Source organism: Singulisphaera chitinilytica, assembly GCF_049331405.1.
Classification (GTDB): Bacteria; Planctomycetota; Planctomycetia; order Isosphaerales; family Isosphaeraceae; genus PoT.
In genome coordinates, this window is sequence record NZ_CP186274.1 from 6,414,183 (window position 1) to 6,438,698 (window position 24,516).

Here is a 24,516-nt window from a genome sequence, read left to right on the forward strand (position 1 = left end):
GGTTGGGGAAGATCTTGGCGCGCGGAGTGCGAGCAATAAGTCCGTGGCCCGCGAGGGCCTTCGGGGATTCCCGGGGACGAGACGATTTGCTCGATTTCCGGATGACGAAGGAACCGAATTCCGTCGGACGCCGTAACAAAGGATAGGGAAGCCGGGGTCAGCCCCGTCACGTCGGCAGGTCGAGAGAGGGTCCGCTCTCGAGGTATGGGTCCGCCCGGAGGGCGAATCATCTCATCGTCCCGCAGCGACTTGCGAGCCGCAAGCGACGGCCCGGGCGTGGGGACTGCGTACCCGGCGATCGAAGTCCCCTCATTTCCGCGGGGGAAACCCCGAAACATCCGCGCCGAGCGCCGACGCCGATATTTCGGATGTCAGCATCGGGATTCGGCCTGGTCGAGGCTATCCATGAACCTCCTGAACCTGCGAGAGCCGGTCAGTGCGCTGACTCACGGGGCCTGGTTCCTGATGATCGTGCCGGCCGCCGTGCTCCTCTGCCGACGGGTCGCTGGCAACCCGGCCCGCTGGGCTTCCATGGTCGTATACACCGCCTGCCTCGCCTTCTGCGCCCTGGCGAGTACGCTCTATCACGCGGTCGTCGTGACCAGGGATCAGATCCCTTATTATCTTCTGCTTGATCATGTGGGGATATTTTTGTTGATTGCCGGCACCTTCACGCCGATCGCGGCGGCCATGCTGCATGGCCCCTGGAGGCGCTGGAGTCTGGTGGTGACTTGGGTGGTCGCGGCCCTCGGGATCTGCCTCAGGCTCTTCATGATGACCCTGCCGAACTGGCTGACCACGTCGATCTACCTGGCGATGGGCTGGGGGTCGCTGATCTGTTACCTGGAGCTGACGCGGCATTACTCCCAATGGACGTTGTGCCCGATCCCCATCGGCGGCCTCATCTACAGCATCGGCGCGGTCTTCCATGTGTTCCACTGGCCGGTCATATGGCCTGGATATGTGGGGGCCCACGACCTTTTTCACGTCTTGGTCATGGCCGCGAGTGCGGTGCATTTCGCCTTCATCCTCCGGGTCGTGGCGAATCTCGAGAGCGTGCCCGACCTTGCGGTCCCCGCTACTCCCGCCGAGGCCCCGGCGACTCGCCCCTTGGTGGCGGCGGAGGGGAACGCCTTCGTCATCGAGGTGCCGCGCCGATCCGGCGTCGAGAGGCCGCACGTCCACTTCCCCAACATGTTGCGGTCCAGGCGTCGACCCGGCCAGGCCGGTTGATCGAGCCGGTGAGCCCGGGGACGAACGAGCCGGACGTCAAATCAAGGAGGACGCCGACAGTTGCCTTGCGGCGGCCGTCGGCGTCCTCCTCGTTGCTGAAACGATCACGTTTTGGGATCGCGATGGGAGCGATCCGGCGATGCGAAGGAATCCCCTCCGTTTACTTGGCCGCGAGCGACAACTCTTCCATGGGGGCCGCTTCCGAGAGGGCGTTGGTGTCCTGGTCGGTCCGGCGCTTCATGAGCCAGTGGCCGCAAGGGACGAGCACGGGTCGGACGAGGATCGCGTCGATGGCGATCCCGACGACCAGGGCGAAGCCGAGTTGCCGGATCGACCCCAAGGGGCTGAGCATGAACGAGGCGAAGCTGCAGGCCGTGATCGCCGCGGCCGAGCTGATCAGGCCCCCCGTCGAGGCGATCGCCTGGGTGATCCCCTTGCGCAGGCCGAGCCCGCGGGTCTCTTCCTGGAGCCTTGACATGAGGAAGACGTTGTAGTCGACGCCGACGGCCACGAGCAGCACGAAGAGGAAATACGGGACCTTCCAGTCGAGCCCTTCATCCCCCAGCCCCGTCACGAAGACGAGGTGCGTGATCCCGAGTGCGAATGCGTAGGTCAGGAGCATCGTCGCCACGAGGTTGATGCAGGCCCAGGGATCCCGGAGCGCGAGCAGGAGGATCAGGAAGACCCCCGCGGGGACGATCAGCCAGGTCTGTTGCTGGTCGCGGCGGGTGAGCGAGCGGATGTCGGCTGACTCGGCATTGGCTCCGGCGATCCCCGCCTCGACGCGGAGCCAGGGAGACTCCTCGAGGTACTCGCTGAGCCGCCTGCGGAGCGTCAGGACCTGGTTCATCGCCGCCTCGGAGTTCATGCGCTCGCCCGGGATGACGTCGATCCGGGAGACGCGGCCGTCGGGCGAGATGTAGGCGTCGAAGCTCTTCTTGAGGTCGGGGTGCTCGCGCACTGTCTCGGGTGTGATCAGGAGCCGGTCGAGGGCGTGACGGCCCACGGGGTCGCTGAGGATCGCCGAGATCTCGTGGAGGGCCCGCCGGGATCCCGCTGCGATCTGCCCGGCTCCGTCGGCCGCGCGGGCGAGTTCGTTGAGCACGACCTGGCGTCGATCGCCTTCCTTGCCGGCTTTCTCGGGCTCCTTGGGGGCGAGCTTGTCGAGCCGTTGCCGGGTGCTCGAGAGGGCGGAGTCGGTCCACTTCACCACCGACGAGAGCGGGTTCGACGAGGCCGTCGTCGGCGGCGCTGCGGCTTTCGCTTGCGGCTGCGTCGAGAAGAATCCTCCGGGCAGGTTCCGGCCCAGGAATGACTCGAAGATCAGGCCCGTCTTGAACTTCTGGACCCCCTTGACGAGGCCGTCGTGGAGCTGGTCGGCCCCGTCGACCATCTTGGAGAAGCCTTCATTGACCGCTCCGAGCCTCGAACCGATCCGCGCCGGGTTGAGCAAGTCGGTGCTCCCCAGCGGCTGGGTCGCCGAGCGGACCTCGACGAGCTTGCGGTTGTGGCTGAGGAATCGGCTGGCGTCGTCGATCAGGGCGAGCCCGCGCGATTCCCGGAAGTTGGCGTCGGTCGCCTTGGGATGGGCCGAGATGACCACGGTGAGCGGGGAGAGGAACCCGCTGCCGAACTTGTCCGAGACCACCCGCAGGCTCTTCACCGACTCGGTGGAGGCCGGCATCTCGGTGAAGAGGTCCTGGGTATACTGGGTCTTGAGCCCGAGGATCGCGGCCGGGGTCATCAAGAGCAGCGTCAGCACCCAGGTCGTCAGCGGACGCTTCAGGACCCGATTCCCGACCTTGTGCCAGAAGCTCGAGTCGGGCCGGACCAGGGCATGGAAGGCCTTCGGGCGGTACCTGGCGAGCAGGAGCAGGAGCGCCGGGGTGAGCGTGAGCGTCGCCGAGACCGTCAGCGCGAGGCCAAGTGCGACGCTCGGCCCCGTGCTCGAGAAGAGCTTGAAGCGGGTCGTCCCCATCAGGGAGAGCCCGGCGATGACCGTCCCGGCGCTCGTGAGCAAGGCCCCGATGACCCCCCGGAGCGTGGCGTTCATGGCCCCCCTGAGGTCGCACTCGTCCCAGTGCTCGCCGAAACGCCAGGCCAGGAAGAGGCAGAAGTCCGTCCCGCTGCCGAACAGTACGACGACGAGGAAGAGCTCCACCAGCGGCGAGACCGCCCAGCCCTGCGTCGCGAGCCAGGCCAGCATCCCTCGCGCGATCGTCAGGCTGATCCCGATCGTCACCAGCGGGACCAGGGCCAGCAGGATCGACCGGTAGACGAAGAAGAGTACGACCAGCAGGAGGACCACCGTCGCGACCGCCGCGCGGTCGAGCGACTTCTGGACGTCGTCCATGTAGTCGCCGCCGATCACGGCGTCTCCGGTCCATGAGACCTCGAGCCCCGCCGGGCGGCTCGCCTTCACCGACTCCATCTGCTCCCGGAGCCAGTCGACCGCGTCGTGGGCGGCCGGGCTCACGAACGAGATCGAGAGCGGCACGGCGACGAGCTGGAGGGTGCCGTCGCCGCTGATGAGCCGCTTGGCGACGTCCGGATTCGCGTGCGGCCCCATGATCCGCAGGATCGACTTCGGCCGGCCGCCTGCCTCGAAAGCCTGGGCGAGCTTCGAGCCGTAGGCCTTGTCTTGCTCGGTCAACCCCTCGGGCCGATGGAGGACGGCGACGGCCATCGACTCATACGACTGATCCGGCCAGGACTTGGCGACGGCCCTGGCCATCCGTGCGCTCTCGGAATTGCTCGGCAAGAGGTTGGCTTGCCCCTCGGCGGCGAGCTTCGTGAGGTCGGGGGCCATTGTCGCCACGAAGACGGCGAGGAGGCACCAGGCCAGGACCACCATGCTCGGATGACGGATCACGACGCGGCGTATTGCCCCGAACCGCATGATAGTCACTCTCCTTCAGTCGACGAATCTGCGTTTCTACCTGGTGTCGACCGTCAAGTCCGTGCCTACTGGCAAGTTCCTGCTCTATCCAGTCTCTGGAGGGATCGTCGAAACGCCGGGAAAACATCAACGATCTGTCTTGCCCGCGTTCAACTTTCGACCACGAAGCTTATGGTCATCCGCGCTGGATTACAGAGGCGGAAAGCAAACGCCGACGGCAGGTTCTCGGTCGGATGCAACCGGCTGCGCGGATCGGCAATCTCGCGCACATTCAGTCGGTAGTTATCTTTCCCGCCGACTCACCCACTGCTTCCAATGATTTGGCCGAACCGTTAGTCATCCGCAATTCCTCTCGCGAGCCGCTCACCTTGGGGCAAGGAAATTCTGGCGAATCCAGGTTTCCAGATGGAACTCAAGCTGAGACATAGATTTGCAGTGGGATTCCCGTTGAGGTGGGCATCTCGAGACTCACGCTTCTGCAAGCAGGTCGTATGCCAAGCCGTCCTTGGTGGCGAATCGCAGTAACCCCTTCACTTGACATGAGTTAAGATGATGTAATTAGGGTGATTAGGTTGTTTGTATAGATTAGGTGGAATGCGGCGATCGTCTCGTGTTTTTCGGATGCCCTTCAGCCGGCATGCCTGGCCCGTTGGAATGGGCGGTCTTAGATTCAACGTCCTTACGTGGAATTTGCGTGACTCGTGAGCCAGGATCTTATCGATCGTTGGGATGAGGGGTTCATAGTCGTTCGGAAAAGATGTGTGCTAATCGCCCCTAACCTGATATGAGGTCATTGAATAAGGCTGAATCTGCGGCTGATTTTTGCGGGATTGCGGGAATCACGCGTGAGATTTCGAGGTCGGGCGGACATTAGACTGATGAACTGCCATGGACCAACATTCCGACGAGTTCATCACATTGCTGACAGCCTCGCAGGCTTCCCTCTACGGCTGCATTCTGGCGCTTTTGCCGGATCGCACGGCGGCGCATGACGTTTTGCAGGAAGTGAACCTCACGCTTTGGCACAAGGCGGGGGAGTTCGAGCCGGGGACGCAGTTCCTGGCCTGGGCGAGCCGGATTGCCCACTTCCACGTCCTGAACTACCGCCGCCGGGTCCAGCGCGATCGCCTGGTCTTCGACGAGAAACTCCTCACGCTGCTCGCCGACCGCCAGTTTCAGCGGGCCAGCCAGGAGAGCGGGCGCGAGGAAGCCTTGCGCCGCTGCCTCGACGAACTCCCCGAAGGCCACCGCGAGTTGATCGCGGGCCGATATGCCCCGGGGGCCTCCGTCCAGCAACTCGCCGAGGAGCATAGCAAGTCCGTCGGGGCGATCTCGCAGATGCTCTGTCGGCTACGCGAGGCCCTCCTGCGCTGCATCGAATCGAAGCTCCGCACGGAGCCTGGGACATGAGCAAACCTCAGCCACCCGTTCGCGATCGAGACGAGTTGCATCGGCTGTTTTCCAGCCTTTGCGACGGCACGTTCTCCGATCACGACGCTGCCAGACTGCCCGAGATGTTGAAGAGCGACCCGGTCGCGCTCGAGATATATCTTGATCATATGACCCTCGAAGCACACCTCCAATATGAGTTTGGAGGAGGAGCAGGCCCAGTTGCGTCGGCGCAGGCGGAAGAGGTGGGTGTTACGTTTTCGAGGGCGGAAGCGTCGAGGTTTACGCGGCAGCCGCGTCTGCGAGGGCTTGGCCGGGGCCTTGCCGTCGCGGCCTGCATCCTCATTGGGTTTCTGGGCGTCTATCAGGTCTGGCGGGTTTCCCGTGCGGAGCCGGCGGCGAGGATCCTGAACAGTGCGGGGGCGGAGTATGGCGAGCCGGGCATGGAGATCGCAGCGGGTTCTCCGATCCCCGAGGGCGAGGTCATCCTGACGCGAGGAGCGATCGCCCTGGAGACGAGCCGGAAGGCTCGGGTCGTGCTGGAGGCCCCGGCGACGTTCCGGTTCGCGTCGAGTCAGAGGCTCGTGCTCAGTCGGGGCCGGATGTCGGCGGAGATCCCGCCGGCCGCCAAGGGGTTCACGGTCGAGACGCCTTCGAGCGAGGTCATCGACATCGGCACGAACTTCGGCGTCGACGTGGCGGCGGGGGGCGTCTCGGAGGTCCATGTGTTCAAGGGGGAGGTCCTCGCCCGCGCGGGGCGTTCGGCGGATCGCCACAGCCTCCGCCAGGACCAGGCGTTGACCTTGAAGGCGGATCGCGCGACGCCTCGCGACGTGCGGGGCACGGCGTTCATCCAGTCGGATGAGTTTCAGCGCCTTGCCGCCGGCCTGCGGCCGGGTCGGGTCACCGGCTGGGCGAGGTCCCTGGCGACGCTCCGGAGTGAGCCGACGCTCTTCGCCCTGCCCGACCTCGCCGAGGTCTCCGGCGGCTCCTTCCGTCGCGTGCAAGGTCGCTGGCCCGGCTCAACGGCGATCGAATTCACCCAGCCGGGCGATTTCCTCCCCCTGCCCCTCGAGGGGACGTCGGATGCTCTGACCCTCGCGGCCTGGGTGCGGCTCGACCGTGTTCCTCATACCATCAACTCGCTGCTGCACGTCGACGGCTGGGGCCGGACCGGCCAGGTCCACTGGATGGTCGCCGAGAATCAGCGGATGCGCCTGGCCGTCTATGACGTGCCCCGAGTGAATCCGCCGACGGAGCAGCGTTATCCCGAATCGGAGCGTCCGGTGCTGGCCGCGACGGGGCGCTGGACCCACCTGGCGGTCGTGTACGATGCCCCGCGGCGTTCGGTCCGGTTCTATCTCGATGGGCATCTCGATAATGAGGTCGAGGTCGCCATGTCGGTCCCCGTGGTGCTCGGACCTGCTCGGGTGGGGAACTGGAATCAGGTCGACCGCATGTTCTCGGGGCGGCTCGATGAGCTGGTCGTGCTCGGCCGCGCCCTTTCCGATGCCGAGGTCCAGTCGCTCTATCGCGCCGGCAACCCGTACGGCCCCGTGGCCGAGAGCCCAATCCAATCCGCGTCCCGCTGGTGAGGCGAATCGCTATGCTCGGATTCCTGTTGCTGATGTCGACGGCCGCGGCCGATCTGCCTCCCGCCTCGCCACGCGCGGTCGATTTCGTCAAGGACGTCCGGCCGATCCTGGCCCAATCCTGCTTCAAGTGCCACGGCCCCGACAAGCAGCGAGGGGGGCTCCGGCTCGACGTCAAGGCTCTGGCATTGAAGGGGGGCGACAACTTCACCCCGGCGATCGTGCCCGGCAAGGGGGAAGAGAGCCCGCTGGTTCAGTTCGTCGCCGGCCTCGACCCCGACCAGAAGATGCCGCCGCAAGGGGAGCCCCTCTCGGCCGAGCAGGTCGGGATCCTCCGGGCCTGGATCGACCAGGGCGCAAGCTGGCCCGAGGCCGCCAGCGCGAAGGTCGAGGACCGCCCCGAGACGCACTACGCCTTCCAGCCTGTGCGACGCCCCGAGATCCCGAAGCCTTCCCATAAGGGTACGTTGGTTCGAAATCCGATCGACGCCTTCATCGCCGCGAAGCTGGATGCGTCGGGCCTGATGATGTCCCCCGAAGCCGATAAACGCACGCTCGTGAGGCGGCTCTACCTCGTGCTCCACGGCCTGCCGCCGACGCCCGAGCAGGTCGCCCGCTTCGTCGCCGACGAGCGGCCCGAGGCCTTCGAGGAACTCGTGGACGAACTGCTCGATTCCCCTCGCTATGGCGAGCGCTGGGGACGGCACTGGCTCGACGTGATTGCGTTCGGCGAGACACACGGCTTCGAGGTGAACACCCCGCGCGAGAACGCCTGGCCCTATCGCGACTACGTGATCGAGGCCTTCAACAAGGACATCCCCTACCCCCGCTTCATCCTCGAGCAGATCGCCGGCGACACGCTCGGCGAGGACCGAGCGACCGGCTTCCTCGTGGCGAGTGCGGCCCTCCTGCCCGGCCAGATCGGCCGCGACGAAGAGTCAAAGCTCAAGGCGAGGCAGGACGAGCTGAACGACATGGTCGCCGGCGCCGGAAGCGCCTTCCTTGGTCTGACCCTCCACTGTGCCCGCTGCCACGACCACAAGTTCGACCCCGTCAAGCAGTCGGATTACTACGCGATGCAGGCGATCTTCGCCGGCACTCGCCACGGCGAGCGCGAGCTTCGCCCCGCCGACTGGGACGCTCGGCTCAAGAAGATCCCCGAGCTCCGGGCGAAGATCGACGCCCTCTCGCATCGCCTGCTCACCTTCGAGCCCCTCGCCGACCCGAAGATGAACGCCGAACCTCGGCGCGTTCCCATCCACCCCCGCAAGAATGTGGACCATTTCCCACCGGTCCGCACGTCGAAGGTCCGGTTCAGCGTTCAGAAGACGACGTTCGACCGCTATGAGCCCTGCCTCGACGAGCTCGAGATCTACACCGCAGGGCCCGAGAGCCGCAACGTCGCACTGGCAAGTGCCGGCGCGAAGACCAGCGCCTCGGGCACGATCGAAGGCTCGACGATCCATCGCCTCGAGCATCTCAACGATGGCCGCTACGGCAATGAGCGGAGCTGGATCGGCACCGAGGTCGGCAAGGGCTGGGTGATAGTCGAGCTGGCCGAGCCGGCCGAGATCAACACCGTCGTCTGGGGTCGCGACCGCAACGGCGTCTACCGCGACCGCCTCGCCCAGCAGTATACCCTGGAGGTCGCCGACGAGGCCGGGGCCTGGAAGCTCGTCGCGGCCTCGAACGATCGCGAGTCCTGGCCGGGCGAGGAGGCCGCGCCCCGGGGCGTGGACCCATCTCGCTTGACGCCCGAGCAGGCCGGTGAGTACGCGGCGCTCTCGGCGCAGCTCTCCGGCCTGGAAAAAGAATTACGTGAGCTCTCGGCGATGCCCAGGGTCTACGCGGGCACCTTCACGGAACCCGGGCCCACGCATCGGCTGCAGCGGGGCGATCCCATGCAGGCTCGCGAGCAAGTCGCGCCGGCCGCGGTGGCATCTATTGGTAGCCCTCTGCAACTCCCCGCGGATGCCCCCGAACGCGAGCGCCGGATCGCCCTGGCGAAATGGCTGGGGGATCCCGCCAACCCCCTGCCCAGCCGCGTCCTCGTGAATCGGCTCTGGCAGCACCATTTTGGCTCGGGGCTCGTCCGCACCCCCAGTGACTTCGGCAAGAACGGCGCAAGGCCGACGCACCCCGAATTGCTCGACTGGCTCGCCTCCGAGTTCGTCGAGCGGGGCTGGAGCATCAAGGCCATGCAACGCCTGATCGTCACGAGCGCGACCTGGCGGCAGTCGAGCAAGCCGAGGCCTGAGGCCCTGGCGAAGGACGCCGCCACGCAGAACCTCTGGCGCTTCCCGCCTCGACGACTCGAGGCCGAGGCCATCCGCGACTCGATGCTCGCCGTCTCCGGCACGCTCGACCTCCGCATGGGAGGCCCCGGATTCCTCGCCTTCGCTCCCAACAACAACTACGTCCGTGTTTATGACCCCAAGACCGAGTACGGCCCGGCCGACTGGCGGCGGATGATCTACCAGACCAAGGTCCGCATGGCCCAGGACTCGACCTTCGGCGCCTTCGACTGCCCCGACGCCGGCCAGCGTCAGCCGGAACGGCCACGATCCACCACGCCCCTCCAGGCGCTCAACCTCTTCAACAGCCAGTTCGTCTCGCAGCAGGCCGGCCTCTTCGCCGAGCGGCTCGGCCGCGAGGCCGGCAAGGACGTCGACGCGGAGATCCGTCTCGCCTATCAACTGACGATGGGACGACTCCCCGACAAGCAGGAACTGCAGCTCTGCCGCGACCTCGTTCAGTCGCACGACATGACCGCGCTCTGCCGCGTCCTCCTGAACGCCAACGAGTTCCTCTTTGTGCCTTGAGCATCGCCAGTCAAAAGCGCGATCCAACCGTATCTATTTTCATTCACCGAGATAGACGGAACTTCCCCAATGCCGGACCCCACGCTCTCGCATGCCGGACGCCAGCTCCTCAGCCGTCGCCAGTTCCTTGAGCAGGCGAGCACGGGGCTCGGCGGCATTGCGCTCGCGAGCCTGCTGGCTAACCAGGGGCTCCTTGCTGCGGAGTCGGCTCCGGGCAAGACGCCGATCCGCCCGGATATCCGGCCCGAGAGCCCATTAGCACCGAGGGCCCCGCACTTCCCTGCCAGGGCGAAGCGGGTGCTCGTCATCTTCTGCTCGGGGGCCTGCAGCCAGCTCGAGTCATGGGATTACAAGCCCGAACTCGCCAGGATGGACGGGAAGCCGCTGCCGGGGTCGAAGAAGGATTTCCTCACGTTTCAGGGGGAGAACGGCAACCTCGTCCGCCCTCTCTATGACTTCAAGCCGAGGGGCGAGAGCGGCAAGATGGTCTCCGACCTCTTTCCCCACCTGGCGGAGCTGACGGACGACCTCTGCTTCATCCACTCGATGACGGCCAAGAGCAACACGCACGGGCCGGCCGAGAACCAGATGAGCACCGGCTTCACGCTCGACGGCTTCCCGAGCATGGGCTCGTGGGCCTCGTACGCCCTCGGCTCGGAGGCCGACGACCTCCCCGCGTTCGTCGCGATCCCCGACCCCCGGGGCGTCCCGCAGGCCGGCGTCAACAACTGGGCCAACGGCTTCCTCCCGGCCGTCTTCCAGGGGACCGCCTTCAACGCCCAGAAGCCGATCTACAATCTGGCGACCCCCGCCGGTGTCTCCACCTCGCGCGACAACGCCTCGCGCGACCTCCTCAAGAGGCTCAATGAGAAGCACCTCGAGCAATACCCCGGCGACTTCGAACTCGCCGCGCGGATCGCGAGCTACGAGCTCGCCGCCAAGATGCAACTCTCCGTGCCGGAGGTCGGCGATCTCTCCAGAGAGCCCGCCTCGACTTTGAAGGAATATGGGGCCGACGACCCCGACCCGGTCCGCAGCGGCTTCGCCAAGAACTGCATCCTGGCCAGGCGTCTGCTCGAGCGCGGGGTGCGCTTCGTCGAGGTCTTCAACGGCTCGTACGCGATGGGCGAGGGCGTGGGCAACTGGGACGGGCATCGCAAGCTGAAGGAGCAGTACGACATCCACGCCCCGATCCTCGACCGCCCCGCCGCCGCCCTGATCCGGGACTTGAAGCGTCGCGGTCTCCTCGAAGACACGCTCGTCGTCTGGACCACCGAGTTCGGTCGCATGCCCACCTTCCAGAAGGGGGCGAGCGGCCGCGACCACAACCCCGACGGCTTCACCGTCTGGCTCACCGGCGCGGGCGTCAAGAAGGCCTTCAGCCACGGCGCGACGGATGAGCTCGGGCACAAGGCCGTTCAGGACGTCGCCACGATCTATGACTTCCACGCGACCCTTCTGCACCTCCTCGGCCTCGATCACGAACGCCTGAGCTACTACCACAACGGCATCGAACGCCGCCTGACCGACGTACACGGCAAGGTCATCACCGAGATCCTCGCCTGAGCCCCGAGTCCATTCTTCAAGCCGCGCTGGCTGAACCGCAAAGTTGGCTCGTCGTCGAGCCGAACCGTGGAGACTTTCGAAGTATGTGGATCAAGCGACCTCATCTCCCGGGCGTTGCAAGCCTCGCGGCCATCCTGGTCATGGCGTGCTTTTCGCTCGCGAGCCCCGCGCACGCCTCGAGCTGGGATCCGACGGCCCAGGACTATTCGGGCCGAGTGGGCACGACGCTTTATGTGTCAAAGCGAGGGGATAACACGGATGGGCGGAGCTGGCGGACCGCCTTCCGCACGATCCAGGCCGCCCTCGACGCCGTGCCCGACGACAAGGGGGGACACCGGGTCATCGTCGCGCCCGACACATACGTCGAGGCCAACCTGGCCCCATCACGGAAGGGGGCGGCGGGCGCATACAACGCCCTGATCTGCGACTTCGACGGCCGGATCGGCTCGGGGGCGAAGGGATGGGTCGTGGTCGATTCCGGGGATCCGCAGAAGGGGTTCAAGAGCTGGGATTGGTGGAGCACCATCCGGGCGTCCGATAAGCATTGGCCCACGGGCAATAACGAGAAGACCTTCTCCAGCGTCGTCTGGGATCGCTGGCTTTTGCGACAGCTCTATGTCACCGGGAGCGACGCTGGTCTCTTCTGGGACCTGACCAACAAGAGCGGCGAGGGCTTCACGGTCGTCGTCGAGGACTGCGTTGGGATCGGCCGCGCGTTCGGCGGCGGGGTCGTCTATCCGACCGTGCGAGAAGGGGAGCCGAGCGTCTTCCGCCGGTGCTACTTCCTCGCCCTCGACTGGGTCGGCGACACGGCGGCCGTCTTGATGGGGGGCTGGGAAGACGCGATGCCGTCGCAGCCCCATGCCATCTTCGAGGATTGCACCCTGGTCCACTCCGACAACGCCGTGGCGATGTCGTACGCCAGCAAGGCCGCCCGGGCCAGGTTCGTCGGCTGCCGGATGATCGTGCTCAACTTCACCCAGCCGGAGATGGGGGGCAAGTCGACGGGGATCCTCTGCACTCAGGGGCATTCACCCAAAGGACGGCTCCACGTCGACCTCGAGGATTGCACGCTCGCCGGCTACAGCGTCCTCACGCCCGGCGACGACGCCAAGGCGATCAGCCTCGGCCTCAAGGGGAAGGTGCAGGCCTATGTCCAGTTCAAGCAACCCGTGCCCGCCGGCTTCGAACGCATCGGGGTCTGGCCGGCCGAGCTTTTTGCTCGCATGGCCCCGCCCTCGATCAACGGTTCTAACCAGGATGGGACGAAAGCAAGGCCCCGGCTGGTGAAGCTCCCCTTCGCGATGGCCCAGGCGATGGAGAACTCGCCGGTGGTCTTCCGCGGCCGTCCGTTGCTGGTGCTCAACCACCGCAACGACAAGACGGCACATACCGAGGCCTATTCCAAGAATATGCACCTCTACATCCGCGACCTGACCACGGGTGAGGAGATCGCCAGGTTCGGCGAGGGGCATTCGTTCGCCAATGCGATCGTCGCGGGGGATCAGCTCAACGTCTTCGCCAGCGAGGGGAACAAGGACTGGTTCCACAACATCTACCGCTTCTCGTCGACCGACCTGAAGGACTGGAAGCGCGAGCTGGTGCTGGAGAAGGAGCCGGGCGAGGCCCTGCTGAACGTCTCGGTCTGCAAGGACGACCAGGGCTATCTCATGGCCTATGAGTCGAACAAGCCGGTGAGCTTCTGCTTCAAGTTCGCTCGGTCGAAGGACCTCGCCCGCTGGGAGAAGCTCCCCGGCCTGGTCTTCACCGGGGTCAACAACGAGTACAGCGCCTGCCCCGTGATCCGCTACATCGAGGGCTATTACTACGTCATCTATCTCCACCAGGCGATACCCGGCCACAAGGGCTGGATCTCGTTCCTCGCTCGCTCCAAGAACCTGGAAAACTGGGAGCTGAGCCCATTGAACCCGATCTTGGAGGCGTCTGAAGGCGAGGGGGTCAACAACTCCGACGTCGACCTCATGGAGTGGGAGGGCAAGACCTATCTCTATTACGCCACGGGAGACCAGGCGACCTGGGGGGCGGTCCGCGTGGCCCAGTTCGACGGGACGATGAAGGAGTTCTTCACGGGGGCCTTCCCGTCTGATAAGCCGACGATCCAGGTCAGCGCCAAGCCTCGTTGATTTGCTTGTTTTGAAGATGTAATGCTCTGAAAGCAAGTAGGGCCTGACCGCTCGGTATAAGCGGCCAGGCCCTTCATCGTTGAAGATCGGGAGATCGCCGGGCGTGATTACTTGGTCGCGCCGGCCGGCGGGTCCTGGTTCTGGGCCCCGAGGTATTCGATCAGGTCGACGAACTCGGAGGGGGCCAGGGTGGACGCCGTGCCTTCGGGCATGCTGCTCTGGGCCCGCTGGGCTCGCTCCTCAATCCGGCTGAGGGGGATCTTGGTCGCGGCCTTGCCGTCGTAGATCTCGATCTCCTCGGGGGTCTCCTTGACGAGGAGCCCGGCGATCACCGCGCCGTCGGTCGTGATGACGACGGTCGAGCGATACTTGGGATCGACGTCGGCGTTGGGATCGATCAGCGACTGCACGATCTTGGCCCGCGGGGAACGCTTGGCGACCCCGGCGAGGTTCGGCCCGAAGTCGCGGCCTTCGCCGTTGCCGACGCGGTGGCACGAAGTGCAGTTGCGGACGAAGACCTCGCGGCCTCGATTGCCGTTCCCCTTCAGCATCGAAAGGCCGGTCATCGCCTTGTTCCGTTCTTCCTCCGGCCTCGGCTCCTGGCTGAGGAGCGTCTGGAGGAACGGCAGGGCGGCGGAACCCGACTTGGAGGCCGACATGATCTGCGTGACCATGTCCTTGGCGCGAGGGGGAGTCGGCAGGCGGCCGGTGAGGTAGTCGGTCCGCCAGACGCTCTCATTGGCGCCGAGGGCCTGCTGGATGGTGTAGTCGCACCAGTAATCGGCGGGCGCCTCGGTCATGGTCGTGAGGGCCTTGGCCGCGTCGGGGTGCGGGAAGAAGCTGAGGCCTCGGGCGGCCTCGGTCCTCACCTGCGGGTGGGCGTCCTTCGAGGCCGACGTCAGGAGCTCGAGGGCCTGGGGGATCGACTCTCGCTCGTCGGCCACGATTCTAGCCGCCGCCGCGCGGGCCTCGAACGGCTTCGCACCTTTGAGGACCTCGGCGAGTAAGGCCTGGTCGAGCTGGTGGTGCGACTGGAGGATCCAGAGGGCCTCGCAGCGGAGCCGTTCGAAGTCGGGGTCGTCGGCCTTGAGGCCCGCGAGCCAGGCCTTGACGGCCGCCACGACCTCGCCGGTCGGGCGGTCGCGGAGCTCGCGGCGGGCCCGGTAACGGGTGCGCCACTCGTAGATCCGCAACTGCTCGAGCAGCTCGGGGATGGGCTTGCCGAACTGGGTGATGGGGGTCGTGAAGGGGCGTTCGGGGTAGGTCAGGCGGTAGATCCGGCCCCGGACGTGGTCCCGGTTCGGGTCGCGCTGGCTGTACTGCATGTGGCCGATCAGGGCGTTGGCCCAGTCGCCGAACCAGAGGGCTCCGTCAGGTCCGATCTGCGGGTCGGCCGGGCGGAAGTGCTTGTCGCTCGACTGGATCAGGTCATCAGGGGCGCCGTCGGCGAGCTTGAGGCGATGGCCGGAGTAGCCGCCGCCGTCGTTTTTCAGCTCGAAACGGGGGAAGCCGTTCATGTTGATGACGCAGGCATAAGTGAACTGCCCCTGGACGCTGTCGGGGAAGTGCCGCGAGATGAGGAACTCGTTGCCGAGGGCGGGGCGCATGCCTTCGTTGTTGAAGACCATGTTGAGCCCGGTCCGGCCGCGGAACTGGGCGCCCGAGAGGGGCGTATCCCAGGCCTGGTTGGCCGTCGTGCCGTCGCCGACGATCCCCTGCCCCCAGTCATTGAAGACGTAGCACCACGAGTTGTACTGGCCGGGCAAAGCGAACTGGTTGATCTTGAACGAGCGGGGGTCCATCACGTAGGTCCCGCCCGTGCCGAGGCTCCGGTGCGGTCCCCAGGGGGTCTCGAGGGTGGTGCTGGTGGCGATCCCCTCGAGCATGTGGAGCTTGCCGCCGTGGCCCCACTCGAACGCGTTGCAGGTGTGGTGGGTGTCGTCGGTCGCCCAGCCGTCGAGCAGGTGGACCACCTGATCCGCCTTGTCGTCGCCGTCGGTGTCCTTGAGCCAGATCAGACGAGGCTGGTCGACGACGAGGACGCCGCCGTTCCAGAACTCGAAGCCGACCGGGCAATGGAGCTGGTCGTAGAAGACCTTCGACTTGTCGGCGTGGCCGTCGCCGTCGGTGTCCTCGAGGATGACGAGCTTGTCATTCGGCTTGGGGTCGCCCGGCTTCCACTGGGGGTAAGTCGGCATGCATGAGACCCAGAGCCGCCCCTTATTGTCGAAGTTGAGCTGCACCGGCTTGGCGATCTCCGGGAACTTCGACTCGTCGGCGAACGGGACGATCGCAAAGCCCGGCGGGACCTTCGTGGCCTTCACCAGTTCGTCGGGGCTCAGATAACGGAGGGTGTCGGCCTCGGAGTATTTCTGGCGGGGCTCGCCGAACCGGGTGGCGGGGACGAACGGCTCGCCGGTCTCGGAGTCGTCCACGCGATCGGCCACTTTCTTCTTCTGGGCGATGTCCCAGATGTAGCGGTCGCGCTTTTCGGCCATCTTGCGGATCTTCACGAACTCGCGGGGGAAGGTCTCGGTGTCCCAGGTGCGCCGGCCGCCGTAGACGTACCAGCCGTTGAGCATCCGATAATCTTGCAGGTGGACCCACGACTTGTCGTTGATCGCGGCGCGGAGCTTCTCATAAGACTCGCTCCCCACGCTGGCGGACGACGGCTCGGCGAACATGGCGTCGTCGAGCATGCGGGCGACCTCGCGGTCCCCGCGCTCGTTCAGGTGGCAGCCGTTGATGGTGAGCTGCAAGCCGGGGTCGACCGTCATCGATTCGAGCGACTTGCCCAGGACGTCGACGAAGGCGATCTGCCGCTTGGCCGCGACCTCGGCGGTGGCCTGAGAGTAGAGCTTGATCCGCTCGTTCTCGGCCTTGCCCTCGGGGAGGAGCGGGTCGCCGGTCGGCTCGAAGGCGATGGGAGAGGCCAGCACGAAGCGCGGGGGGGACTTGGCGTCGTCGCGCGGGTACTGCTCGGTGATTCGGTTGAGGAAGTTCTCATATTCGGCCTTGTACGCGTCCACGCCCGGGGCGCCGGCGTACGACTCGTTGAAGCCGAAGAAGCAGAAGTAGGTGTCGGCGCCGAAGGCGGCCAGGGGGTCGTCGAGGGCCGTGTAGTCGGCCGAGCGTTGCTGGATGGCGACCTCGTCGGCCGGCCTCGCGAAGTTGCGGATCACGAGCTCCTTGTCGGGGAACCGCAGGTGGAGCATCGTCTCGAAGTGGCCGAACAGGTTCATCCGCTCGGCGGTCGAGTTGCCGACGAACGCGATCCGCTCCCCCTTCAGGAATTCGAGGGGAAGCTTGCTCGGCGGGAGCGCCTGTCGCTTGGGACGCGGCGGGATGGCGAGGAGCTTCTTGGCGAGTTCCTTGGACGGTTCCTGGGCGTTGGCCGCGGGGGGAGGAGACGTCTCGAACAGCAGGCCGCCGAGTAGTAGAAGGATGACGCGCTTCGAGTGCTTCATGAGTCGAGAACCCTGGCGTGGTTCGCAATGATGGAAGGAGGGGCGGGCGTTCTGCGGCGAGATCGCCATTTCCGCGTCGCGCGGATTTCCGCCTCGTGCGGTTCCTTCGGGCGTGGGCCCGCAAAGAGCGACTGCCAGGTTATACGATAAGCGGTCGGAACGCCGCGCTCAATCAACCGCGCGTCCTGACTTCGTCGCCGCCGGACCACCAGACCCTTGGCGATCACACCCCGCAATGAATCAAGGCGTTTCGAGTGGACAATGCGCCGCGGAGGATCGGTTTTGGGCTCGGGAAATCTTGCCGCGAGGGGATTTGCAGGAGGCCGTATCTTGACCTGCCGTGCCGCCCAGGAATCGGGCGTGTGTGCGAGGAGGGGCGAGGCGTCGTTTTGGAGGGGCGAAGGATGGTCTCGGCCGGTAGTCGTCGGGCCGGATTGGGGGACGGTCGTGGCGAGGAGGTTCGGAGTCCGGAGTCTTGCGGGGGGATACAGACTTCGGACGCTCAGGCCAGCACGCCTTCGCGGTGGTTCGACTCGCGGAGATCGCACATTCCGGTCATCTGTTCGTAACGATAGGCGAGGTAGGCGAGTTGCCGGAAGTACTCGAGCTCCCCCGTGCGCTTCCTGTCCAGGATGAACAGTCGGTCCAGGATCTCGATCGCCAGACGATACGTCGCGTCGTCGTGGATCGACATCAGTGGGAATTCGGACACCAGTTCCTGATAGCGGACATCCTTCGAGACGCCGTCAAAACGCATGAATGGAACCCTCCGCTGGATTGATCTTGGAAGGATCGGGGCAGATCATGAACCTGTTGTCGCGGCGCTGGATGAGCAGATGATCGTGATGTCGCCTGAAGGCTGCGGAGACGTTGACGGCGATTCGGTTGCCGGCGTGGAGTGCGAGGGGCAGGAGTGACAGAGAGGCACTCCAGATCACGAGTTCCATCACGGTTCCACCCTCCCGACTGAGACGCCGCCGGGCCTCCGCCCGGTGATCATCCCGCCCTATCGGCACGCTCCGCCGTGCTTTCCTTGACCGTTCGCAAATACCCCGCGAATAATAGTGTCGAAACCCTTCATCATTTTTCGGAGGCCCGATGCAGCCCAAGGCGCGTCCCGAATTGACGCTCATCCTGGAACGCGCGCGGGCCGGTGACGATGGCGCTCGTGACGAAGTTATCTCGCGGATGTACCACGAGTTACGACTCGTCGCGGGCCGGATGATGCAGCGGGAGCGGGCGAGCCACACCCTCTCGCCCACGGCGGTCGTGCATGAGGCCGTGATGCGGATGCTGGGCGAAGAGGTCTTCGACCGGGCCCCCGACCGCAACTACCTTTTTGCCGCCGCGGCCCGCGCAATGCGAGAGATCTTGGTCGAGCACGCGAGGCGGAGGGCGGCCGGGCGACGGGGGGGGAAGTGGGAGCGGGTACCCCTGGACTCGCTCGTGGATTACTTCGAGTCTCAGGACCTTGACGTCTTCGCCGTCCACGAGGCCCTCACGCGGCTGACCGCGATGAACGAACGTCAGGGGCAGGCGATGACCCTGCGTTACTTCGGAGGCCTGACAGTCGCCGAGATCGCCGCGGCGCTCGGTATATCAGTGGTGACCGTCGAGAGAGACTGTCGTCTCGCGCGTGCTTGGCTACATGGACAGCTTCGGGACGGGAGATGCGAGTGAACCCCGAACGTTGGAGTCAAATCGACAACCTGTTCGATGCGTCGTTGCGGATCCCCCCCTCCGAACGTGATGAATGGCTCAAGGCCGCCTGCCACGGCGACCACCAGCTCCAATCCGACGTGCAATACCTGCTCAGCCAGGAGTCGGAGGCCAATCGCAGCGGCTTCCTGACCGAGCCCACCGCCATCAACCCTCGCCTCGACGTGACGGCGGAGTGGCATTCGTCGAACGGCGAGACCTCGGTCAAGGACAGCGAGGCCCGCAACACCCGGGAGTCCCTCGGGTCGAGCCAGAGCAAGAGCCAGAACCGAGGCGACGGCGGCTTCTCTCCCAAGGCGGTCATCGCCTCGGGACTTGGGAGTCGCTCGTCCGACGAAACACGGTCAGTCATCCAGTCACGCCTGCGTGAATTGCCGCTGATTCACGTGCTCATCTTCGGCGTGATGCTGTTCCTCAGGCCGATCGTCCTCGGCGTCAGCCCGTCGTCGATCCTGACCCCGTTCGTGATCGTGGCGCTGAGCCTGGTCGGCGTCTGCGTCCTGCTCACGACCCGGAGCTTCACCCTGGAGCGGCTCCGCATCATCGAGTTCGGCGTGATCGCCGCGCTCGCCTTCCTGCTGGTCACCTACGAGGCCCGCGCGCTGACGGACCCTTCGTTGCAGCTCAAGGATCGGATGTACGTTCAGTTGATCATGAAGAACGTCGTCCTGCTCACCTCGGTCTTGATGCTGACCGACGGCATCTACGTCCCCAAGGGCTGGAAACGGGCGGCCTGCGTGGCGGGGATGCTCGCCCTCCTGCCGATCGGCACCCTCTTCGGCGTGTCCCTGTTCCATCCCGAGTCGGTCCACTGGGTGGTCGAGCTGCGGAGCGACGGCCGGATGCCGCTGGTCGTCTTCTGCCTCGACGCCCTCTTTCTCGTCTCGCTGGCCGCGATCTCGTCCTTCGCCGCGCACACGATCTCCAGGCTCCGGCTGGAGGTCGTCGAGGCGAGGCAGTTCGGCCAGTATCGCCTGGGCCGCCTGATCGGGACCGGCGGCATGGGGGACGTCTACCTCGCCGAGCACCAGTTGCTCAAGCGAGACTGCGCCGTCAAGCTGATCCGCCCCGATGTCGTCCTGCGGGCGGGGACCCTCGAGCGTTTCGAGCGCGAGGTCCGGATCAACGCCACCCTCTCCCACCCCAACACCGTCGAGATCTTCGACTACGGCCGGACGGAAGACGGCACTTATTATTATGTGATGGAATTCTTGCCCGGGATGAGCCTCGCGGAGCTGGTGGAGCGCCACGGCCCCCTGCCCCCCGAACGCGCGGTGTACCTGCTGCGGCAGGTGGCGATGGCCCTGCACGAGGCGCACGGCGCCGGCCTGATCCACCGCGACATCAAGCCATCGAACATCTTCGCGGCCAAGCGAGGGGGCATGGACGACGTCGCCAAGCTGCTCGACTTCGGCCTGGTCTCGGCCTCGGCGATGACCGCGAATGCATCGCAGCCGAGCGACGAGGGGCAGATCCTCGGGACCCCGCTCTACATGTCCCCCGAGCAGGCTTCGGGCTCGCGCAAGCTCGACGCCAGGAGCGACATCTACTCGCTGGGCGCGGTCGCCTATTACCTCCTGACCGGACATCCTCCTTTCGAGGAGGCGACGGCCATCGAGGCGATCGTCGCGCATGTGCGCTACCCGGTCGTTCCCCCCTCGCAGGTCCGCGAAGGCTTGCCCGATGACCTGGAGCGGGTCGTCCTGCGCTGCCTGGCCAAGAACAAGCACGACCGCTTCGAAGACGCCGAGAGCCTCGAGCTGGCGATGGCGAGCTGCGAGTGCGCCTCGGGCTGGGACAAGCACCGGGCCGCCGACTGGTGGCGAGCGATCGCCCAGGAGCGCGACGAGTCGCAGAAGTCGGCCAACCCGTCGAAGTGGACCCCGTTCCAGACCACTTCGCACCATTCCCCGGCGCGGCGAGCCTGAGCGTGGTATTCAGGGCGTTCAGAGCTGTTCCGGGTGTTCGCCCACGTCGATGATGCTGCACGCCTGGATGACGTTGAGCCCGAGTTCCTCGGCCTTCCGGACGAGCTCGGGCGACTCCGATCCCGGATTCAGCCAGACCTCGTCGACCCGCTTGCGGGCGATCTGATCGAGCAGCTTGAGCCCGACGCCCGGCGGCACGTAGAGGCTCACTCGCTCGAGGTGCTCGTGGGGGAGGTCGTCCAGGCTTGGGAACGCTTGCAGGCCCTCAATCTCTTCAAGCTTGGGGTTGATCGGGAAGACCTCATAACCGGCGTTGCGGAAGGCCCGCACGGCCTTGTTGCCGAACTTACTGCGATCGGCGCTTGCGCCGATGACCGCGACCCGCGGTTTGCTCGGTACTGGATCTTCCATCGTCGTCGCTCCCTCGCCTTGGATCTTCGCTGCAAACTGGCCGGGCCTCATGACCTTTCTCAAGGCGTGTCGGGCGCGGCTATCGTGGCTTCGGGATCTTGCTTGTAGTAGGTCTTCAGCTCCTCGTAGAGCTCGGGGTGCTTGCGCTTGAGCTGAACGGGCTTTTCGAAGAAGCACTCGGTGGCGACGGCGAAGAATTCCGCCGGATTGGTCGCGCCGTAAGTGTCGAGGACGGTCTTGCGGTGGTGCTGCTCGTCGTCGCGGAGCTGATCGTATTCCGCCTGGAGCACGCGTGCCCAGGGGATGTACAGGCTCCGGCGCTCGAGGATCGGAGCCCCGTCGGCCGAGCCGTCTTCCTGGTCGAGTTGGTGGGCGAACTCGTGCAGGACGACGTTGTGCCCGTCGTGGATGTCGGCCGCTCCCCCGAGCACGTCGTCCCACGAGAGGACGACGACGCCGTCTTGCCAGGCCTCGCCGAGTCGCGCCTGCTCGCCTTCGAGGATCAGGCCCCCACCAATCGGCTCGATCCCCTTGGCGACGTAGGCACTCGGGTAGACGAGGATCGTGATGAGGCGCTTGTAGTCGTCGGTCTCCCGGTGCAGGAGCAGCAGGCAGGCCTGCGCGGCGATGGTGAGCTGGATCTCCTCCGTCATCTCCAGGCCGCCGCAGCCCTCGAAGGTCTTCTCGGCGAGGAAGACGTGGATCAGGCCGTGCAGCTCGTTGCGATCGTCCTGCGACAGCTTCAGATAATAAGGGACGTTCTTCTCGATGATCGCGACCCAGGCATCCGGGAACGGCAGGGCCCGCAGTTCTTCCCGCTTCTTATTTCGCAAGAATCCAAACATGAGCGATTTACCTTGGCTGTCTCGTCGATCGTCTTTCAGTAGAGCCGGCTCGTCGGGTAGTAGCGGCGGATGACCACGTCGCGGAGCTTCATCAGGAGGATCAGATTGACAAGCTTGAGCCAGATGAGCCAGGAGTCGAGGGCCGTCGATTCGCGGAAATCGCTGAATCCAAATGCGAGGAAAACCAAGGAGTAAGCGTATTCAAGTTTGGAACGATGGTGGATCAGGCTACGTCGCAGCACCAGGCACGCCAGGACGACCCAGGTGGCGCCTTCGAAGAGGTTGAACCCGTGATAGACGGCCTCGACCCATGAGGCCGTCTTCGGATCGTAGCGCCACCAGGATCGCAGCACCAGGAGATCCACCACATTCATCATACGGCGGATCTCCAGGCGATGTGCAAGCGGGGGTCAGCTCTTCTTCTCGGCCTCGGCCTTCTTGGCTTCCTCAGCCTTCTTCGCCTCTTCAGCTTTCTTGGCTTCCTCGGCCTTCTTGGCCTCTTCCTCGGCCTTCATCTTGGCCTCGGCTTCGGCCTTCTTCTTCTCTTCCTCAGCCTTCTTTTTGGCTTCTTCCTCGGCCTTTTTCTTTTCTTCCTCGGCCTTCTTCTTGGCCTCGGCCTCGGCCTTCATCTTGGCCTCTTCGGCCTTCTTCTTCTCTTCCTCGACCTTGCGGGCCTCGTCCTCGGCGATCTTGGCGGCGAGGTCGACCCGGGTCTTGGGCAGGGCTTCCTTGAGCTTCTTGGCCCCGTCGTTGCTGAACTTGGTGCCGAGGATGTAGACGTTCTGGAGGTTGGGGAGTTCCTTGTACTGGTCGATCCCGGCGTCGCTCACCTGGGTCCCGGCCAGGCTGAGGATCTCCAGGCCCTTGAGCCCCTTGAGGTGCTCGAGCGCGGCGTCGGTCAGTTTGGTGTCGACGAGATAGAGCTTCTTGAGCTCGGTCAGGCCCTTGATGTGGACGAGGCCGGCGTCGGTGATCGGGGTCCCGTTGAGCGAGAGCCGCCTGAGCTTCGTCAGCTTCTCGAGGTTGACGAGATCCGCGTCGGAGACCTTGGTGATCGCCAGGCTGACGTTGATGACGGGCTTGTCCGACGCCTTGTCGTCGCGCTCGACCTTGCCGCCGAGCTTCTGGATCTCGGCCACGGCCTTTTCCTGATCCGCGTTGTCGTCGCCGAAGGCGGGCACGACGGCGAAGGTGAACAGCAGGGGCATGAGGCGGGTCGCCAATCGAGGCAGGCTCATCTTGGATCTCTCCCTGGGGGGCATCGGCTTGGATGGACGGTCGCCGGGTGCCCGGTCGATCGTTCGGTAGGTACGTTCGCACTCGTCCCGGGCGTACGGCGGCGTGGACGATATTCCAAGATCATGCCCTGGCAACGACCCCACAATCCAGAGGTTTCTCCGGCGGGATGGACCCGACGCGCTGGACAGCCCGGCATCAACATGGTTTCGTACGGCTGAAGGAACCAACCGAACTCGACCCGTTTCGACCGTCCAGGACCCCACTTCAATGCAGCGCATCCCTCGCGAACAGGCCCGACTCTTCGCGTTCGATTGGCGGCACGAGCCCCTGCTCCGCGTGGCGCCGGGCGAGTCGTTCGAGATCGAGACGTTCGACGCCGGCCAGGGATATTTCAAGACGACCGCCGACAAGGCCATCCCCTCGCTCCGCCCCGGGTTCGACAAGTTCCCCCCCGAGGCCAACCCCATCGCCGGGCCGGTCTGGGTCGAGGGGGCCGAGCGCGGGGATACCCTTGTCGTCACGATCGAGGAGATCGAGGTCGACAGCTATTCCTGGACGGCCGTCGGCCCCAAGCGCGGTCCCCTGGGCGAGTCGACGCGCTGGCCGGAGCTCTCCGGCGAGTACACGACGATGATCTTCCCGCACCTGCCGGGCCCGAGCGGCACGACCCGGGACGGGACCCTCAAGTTCAACGACCGAATCTCCTGGCCGATCACCCCGTTCGTCGGCACGCTTGGCGTCGCCCCAGACCGCGAGGTCGCCACTAGCCTCGACGGCCAGGGGGAATGGGGCGGGAACCTCGACATCCGCGACGTGGCCCCCGGCAACCGCATCTTCGTCCCCATCTACCACCCCGGTGCCCTCTTTTATCTCGGCGACGTCCACGCGAGCCAGGGGGACACCGAGTTCACCGGCACCGCCGCCGAGACCAAGTCGACGGTCCGGCTCCACCTCGACCTTATCAAGAAGAAACGCGTCCCGTACATGCGGATCGAGAAGCCGGACTCGATCGTCGCGATTCACGCGGCGAGGCCGCTGGAACTGGCCGTCGAGACCGCCACGACCCACATGATGGACTGGCTCATCACCGAGCACGGCTACACCCCCACCGAGGCGTATTGCCTGGTGAGTACTTGCCCCGACTTCCGCATCAACGTCTACCAGATGTGCAAGATCGGCAAGCTCAGCTTCGTGGCCGGGGCCGAGATCCCCAGGACGTACCTCTCCGCTCGTTGAACCCTTCGCCGGGCGGACGATGACGG

General features: G+C 65.4%; 17 protein-coding genes. 9 read left to right on the forward strand and 8 right to left on the reverse strand.

Translation table 11 applies throughout. The features are described from left to right. Nucleotides 1-405: 405 nt before the first annotated feature. Nucleotides 406-1,233, forward strand: coding sequence for a PAQR family membrane homeostasis protein TrhA (gene trhA, locus ACOYYX_RS25405; protein WP_422924886.1), 828 nt, complete (start codon nucleotides 406-408; stop codon nucleotides 1,231-1,233). Between the two features lie 160 nt (nucleotides 1,234-1,393). On the opposite strand, the gene ACOYYX_RS25410 is transcribed toward trhA, so the two are convergent. After that, on the reverse strand, nucleotides 1,394-4,132 hold the full coding sequence (locus ACOYYX_RS25410; RefSeq protein WP_422924888.1) for an MMPL family transporter: 2,739 nt from the start codon (nucleotides 4,130-4,132) through the stop codon (nucleotides 1,394-1,396). Between the two features lie 888 nt (nucleotides 4,133-5,020). On the opposite strand from ACOYYX_RS25410, the gene ACOYYX_RS25415 reads away from it, so the two are divergent. From ACOYYX_RS25415 to ACOYYX_RS25435, 5 genes are all read left to right on the forward strand, one after another. Continuing rightward, nucleotides 5,021-5,542, forward strand: coding sequence for a sigma-70 family RNA polymerase sigma factor (locus ACOYYX_RS25415; protein WP_422924890.1), 522 nt, complete (start codon nucleotides 5,021-5,023; stop codon nucleotides 5,540-5,542). Between the two features lie 422 nt (nucleotides 5,543-5,964). Beyond that, a complete protein-coding gene (locus ACOYYX_RS25420; protein ID WP_422924892.1) occupies nucleotides 5,965-7,116 on the forward strand; it encodes a LamG-like jellyroll fold domain-containing protein in 1,152 nt (383 codons plus the stop codon). Between the two features lie 11 nt (nucleotides 7,117-7,127). Further along, the gene (locus ACOYYX_RS25425; protein WP_422924894.1) at nucleotides 7,128-9,935 is read left to right on the forward strand and encodes a PSD1 and planctomycete cytochrome C domain-containing protein; all 2,808 of its coding nucleotides are present in this window, start codon (nucleotides 7,128-7,130) and stop codon (nucleotides 9,933-9,935) included. Nucleotides 9,936-10,004: 69 nt separating this feature from the next. Beyond that, a complete protein-coding gene (locus ACOYYX_RS25430; RefSeq protein WP_422924896.1) occupies nucleotides 10,005-11,501 on the forward strand; it encodes a DUF1501 domain-containing protein in 1,497 nt (498 codons plus the stop codon). 83 nt (nucleotides 11,502-11,584) lie between these two features. Continuing rightward, nucleotides 11,585-13,645 (forward strand): hypothetical protein, encoded by a 2,061-nt coding sequence (locus tag ACOYYX_RS25435; protein WP_422924897.1) that lies wholly within the window; start codon nucleotides 11,585-11,587, stop codon nucleotides 13,643-13,645. Nucleotides 13,646-13,752: 107 nt separating this feature from the next. Here ACOYYX_RS25435 and ACOYYX_RS25440 read toward each other — a convergent pair whose 3' ends face one another. The 3 genes from ACOYYX_RS25440 to ACOYYX_RS25450 form a co-directional block, all read right to left on the reverse strand. Further along, nucleotides 13,753-17,112 carry a PVC-type heme-binding CxxCH protein gene (locus tag ACOYYX_RS25440; protein WP_422924899.1) on the reverse strand — a complete coding sequence of 1,120 codons (3,360 nt, stop codon included), beginning with the start codon at nucleotides 17,110-17,112 and terminating at the stop codon, nucleotides 13,753-13,755. A gap of 502 nt (nucleotides 17,113-17,614) precedes the next feature. Next, a complete protein-coding gene (locus ACOYYX_RS25445) occupies nucleotides 17,615-17,869 on the reverse strand; it encodes a hypothetical protein (protein ID WP_422924901.1) in 255 nt (84 codons plus the stop codon). Then, on the reverse strand, nucleotides 17,859-18,059 hold the full coding sequence (locus ACOYYX_RS25450; RefSeq protein WP_422924903.1) for a hypothetical protein: 201 nt from the start codon (nucleotides 18,057-18,059) through the stop codon (nucleotides 17,859-17,861). Before ACOYYX_RS25450 ends, ACOYYX_RS25445 begins: the two co-directional genes overlap by 11 nt. Nucleotides 18,060-18,210: 151 nt before the next feature. On the opposite strand from ACOYYX_RS25450, the gene ACOYYX_RS25455 reads away from it, so the two are divergent. Both ACOYYX_RS25455 and ACOYYX_RS25460 read left to right on the forward strand, forming a co-directional pair. After that, nucleotides 18,211-18,792 carry an ECF-type sigma factor gene (locus ACOYYX_RS25455; protein ID WP_422924905.1) on the forward strand — a complete coding sequence of 194 codons (582 nt, stop codon included), beginning with the start codon at nucleotides 18,211-18,213 and terminating at the stop codon, nucleotides 18,790-18,792. Further along, a complete protein-coding gene (locus tag ACOYYX_RS25460) occupies nucleotides 18,789-20,759 on the forward strand; it encodes a serine/threonine-protein kinase (RefSeq protein ID WP_422924906.1) in 1,971 nt (656 codons plus the stop codon). The genes ACOYYX_RS25455 and ACOYYX_RS25460 overlap by 4 nt, the downstream gene beginning before the upstream one ends. 18 nt (nucleotides 20,760-20,777) lie before the next feature. On the opposite strand, the gene ACOYYX_RS25465 is transcribed toward ACOYYX_RS25460, so the two are convergent. Genes ACOYYX_RS25465 through ACOYYX_RS25480 form a run of 4 tightly spaced genes read right to left on the reverse strand, consistent with a single transcriptional unit; the run spans nucleotide 20,778 to nucleotide 23,253 of the window. Next, a complete protein-coding gene (locus tag ACOYYX_RS25465; protein ID WP_422924908.1) occupies nucleotides 20,778-21,170 on the reverse strand; it encodes a CoA-binding protein in 393 nt (130 codons plus the stop codon). A gap of 59 nt (nucleotides 21,171-21,229) precedes the next feature. After that, nucleotides 21,230-22,015 (reverse strand): zinc-dependent peptidase, encoded by a 786-nt coding sequence (locus tag ACOYYX_RS25470; protein ID WP_422924910.1) that lies wholly within the window; start codon nucleotides 22,013-22,015, stop codon nucleotides 21,230-21,232. A 35-nt stretch (nucleotides 22,016-22,050) separates the two neighbouring features. Continuing rightward, nucleotides 22,051-22,392, reverse strand: coding sequence for a hypothetical protein (locus ACOYYX_RS25475; RefSeq protein WP_422924912.1), 342 nt, complete (start codon nucleotides 22,390-22,392; stop codon nucleotides 22,051-22,053). Nucleotides 22,393-22,425: 33 nt separating this feature from the next. Then, entirely contained in the window at nucleotides 22,426-23,253 is an 828-nt protein-coding gene (locus ACOYYX_RS25480; protein ID WP_422924914.1) for a hypothetical protein, read from the reverse strand. A gap of 268 nt (nucleotides 23,254-23,521) precedes the next feature. Here ACOYYX_RS25480 and ACOYYX_RS25485 point away from each other — a divergent pair, with 268 nt between their 5' ends. Continuing rightward, complete coding sequence (locus tag ACOYYX_RS25485; protein WP_422924916.1) at nucleotides 23,522-24,490, forward strand: acetamidase/formamidase family protein; 969 nt, start codon at nucleotides 23,522-23,524, stop codon at nucleotides 24,488-24,490. Nucleotides 24,491-24,516: the final 26 nt, after the last annotated feature.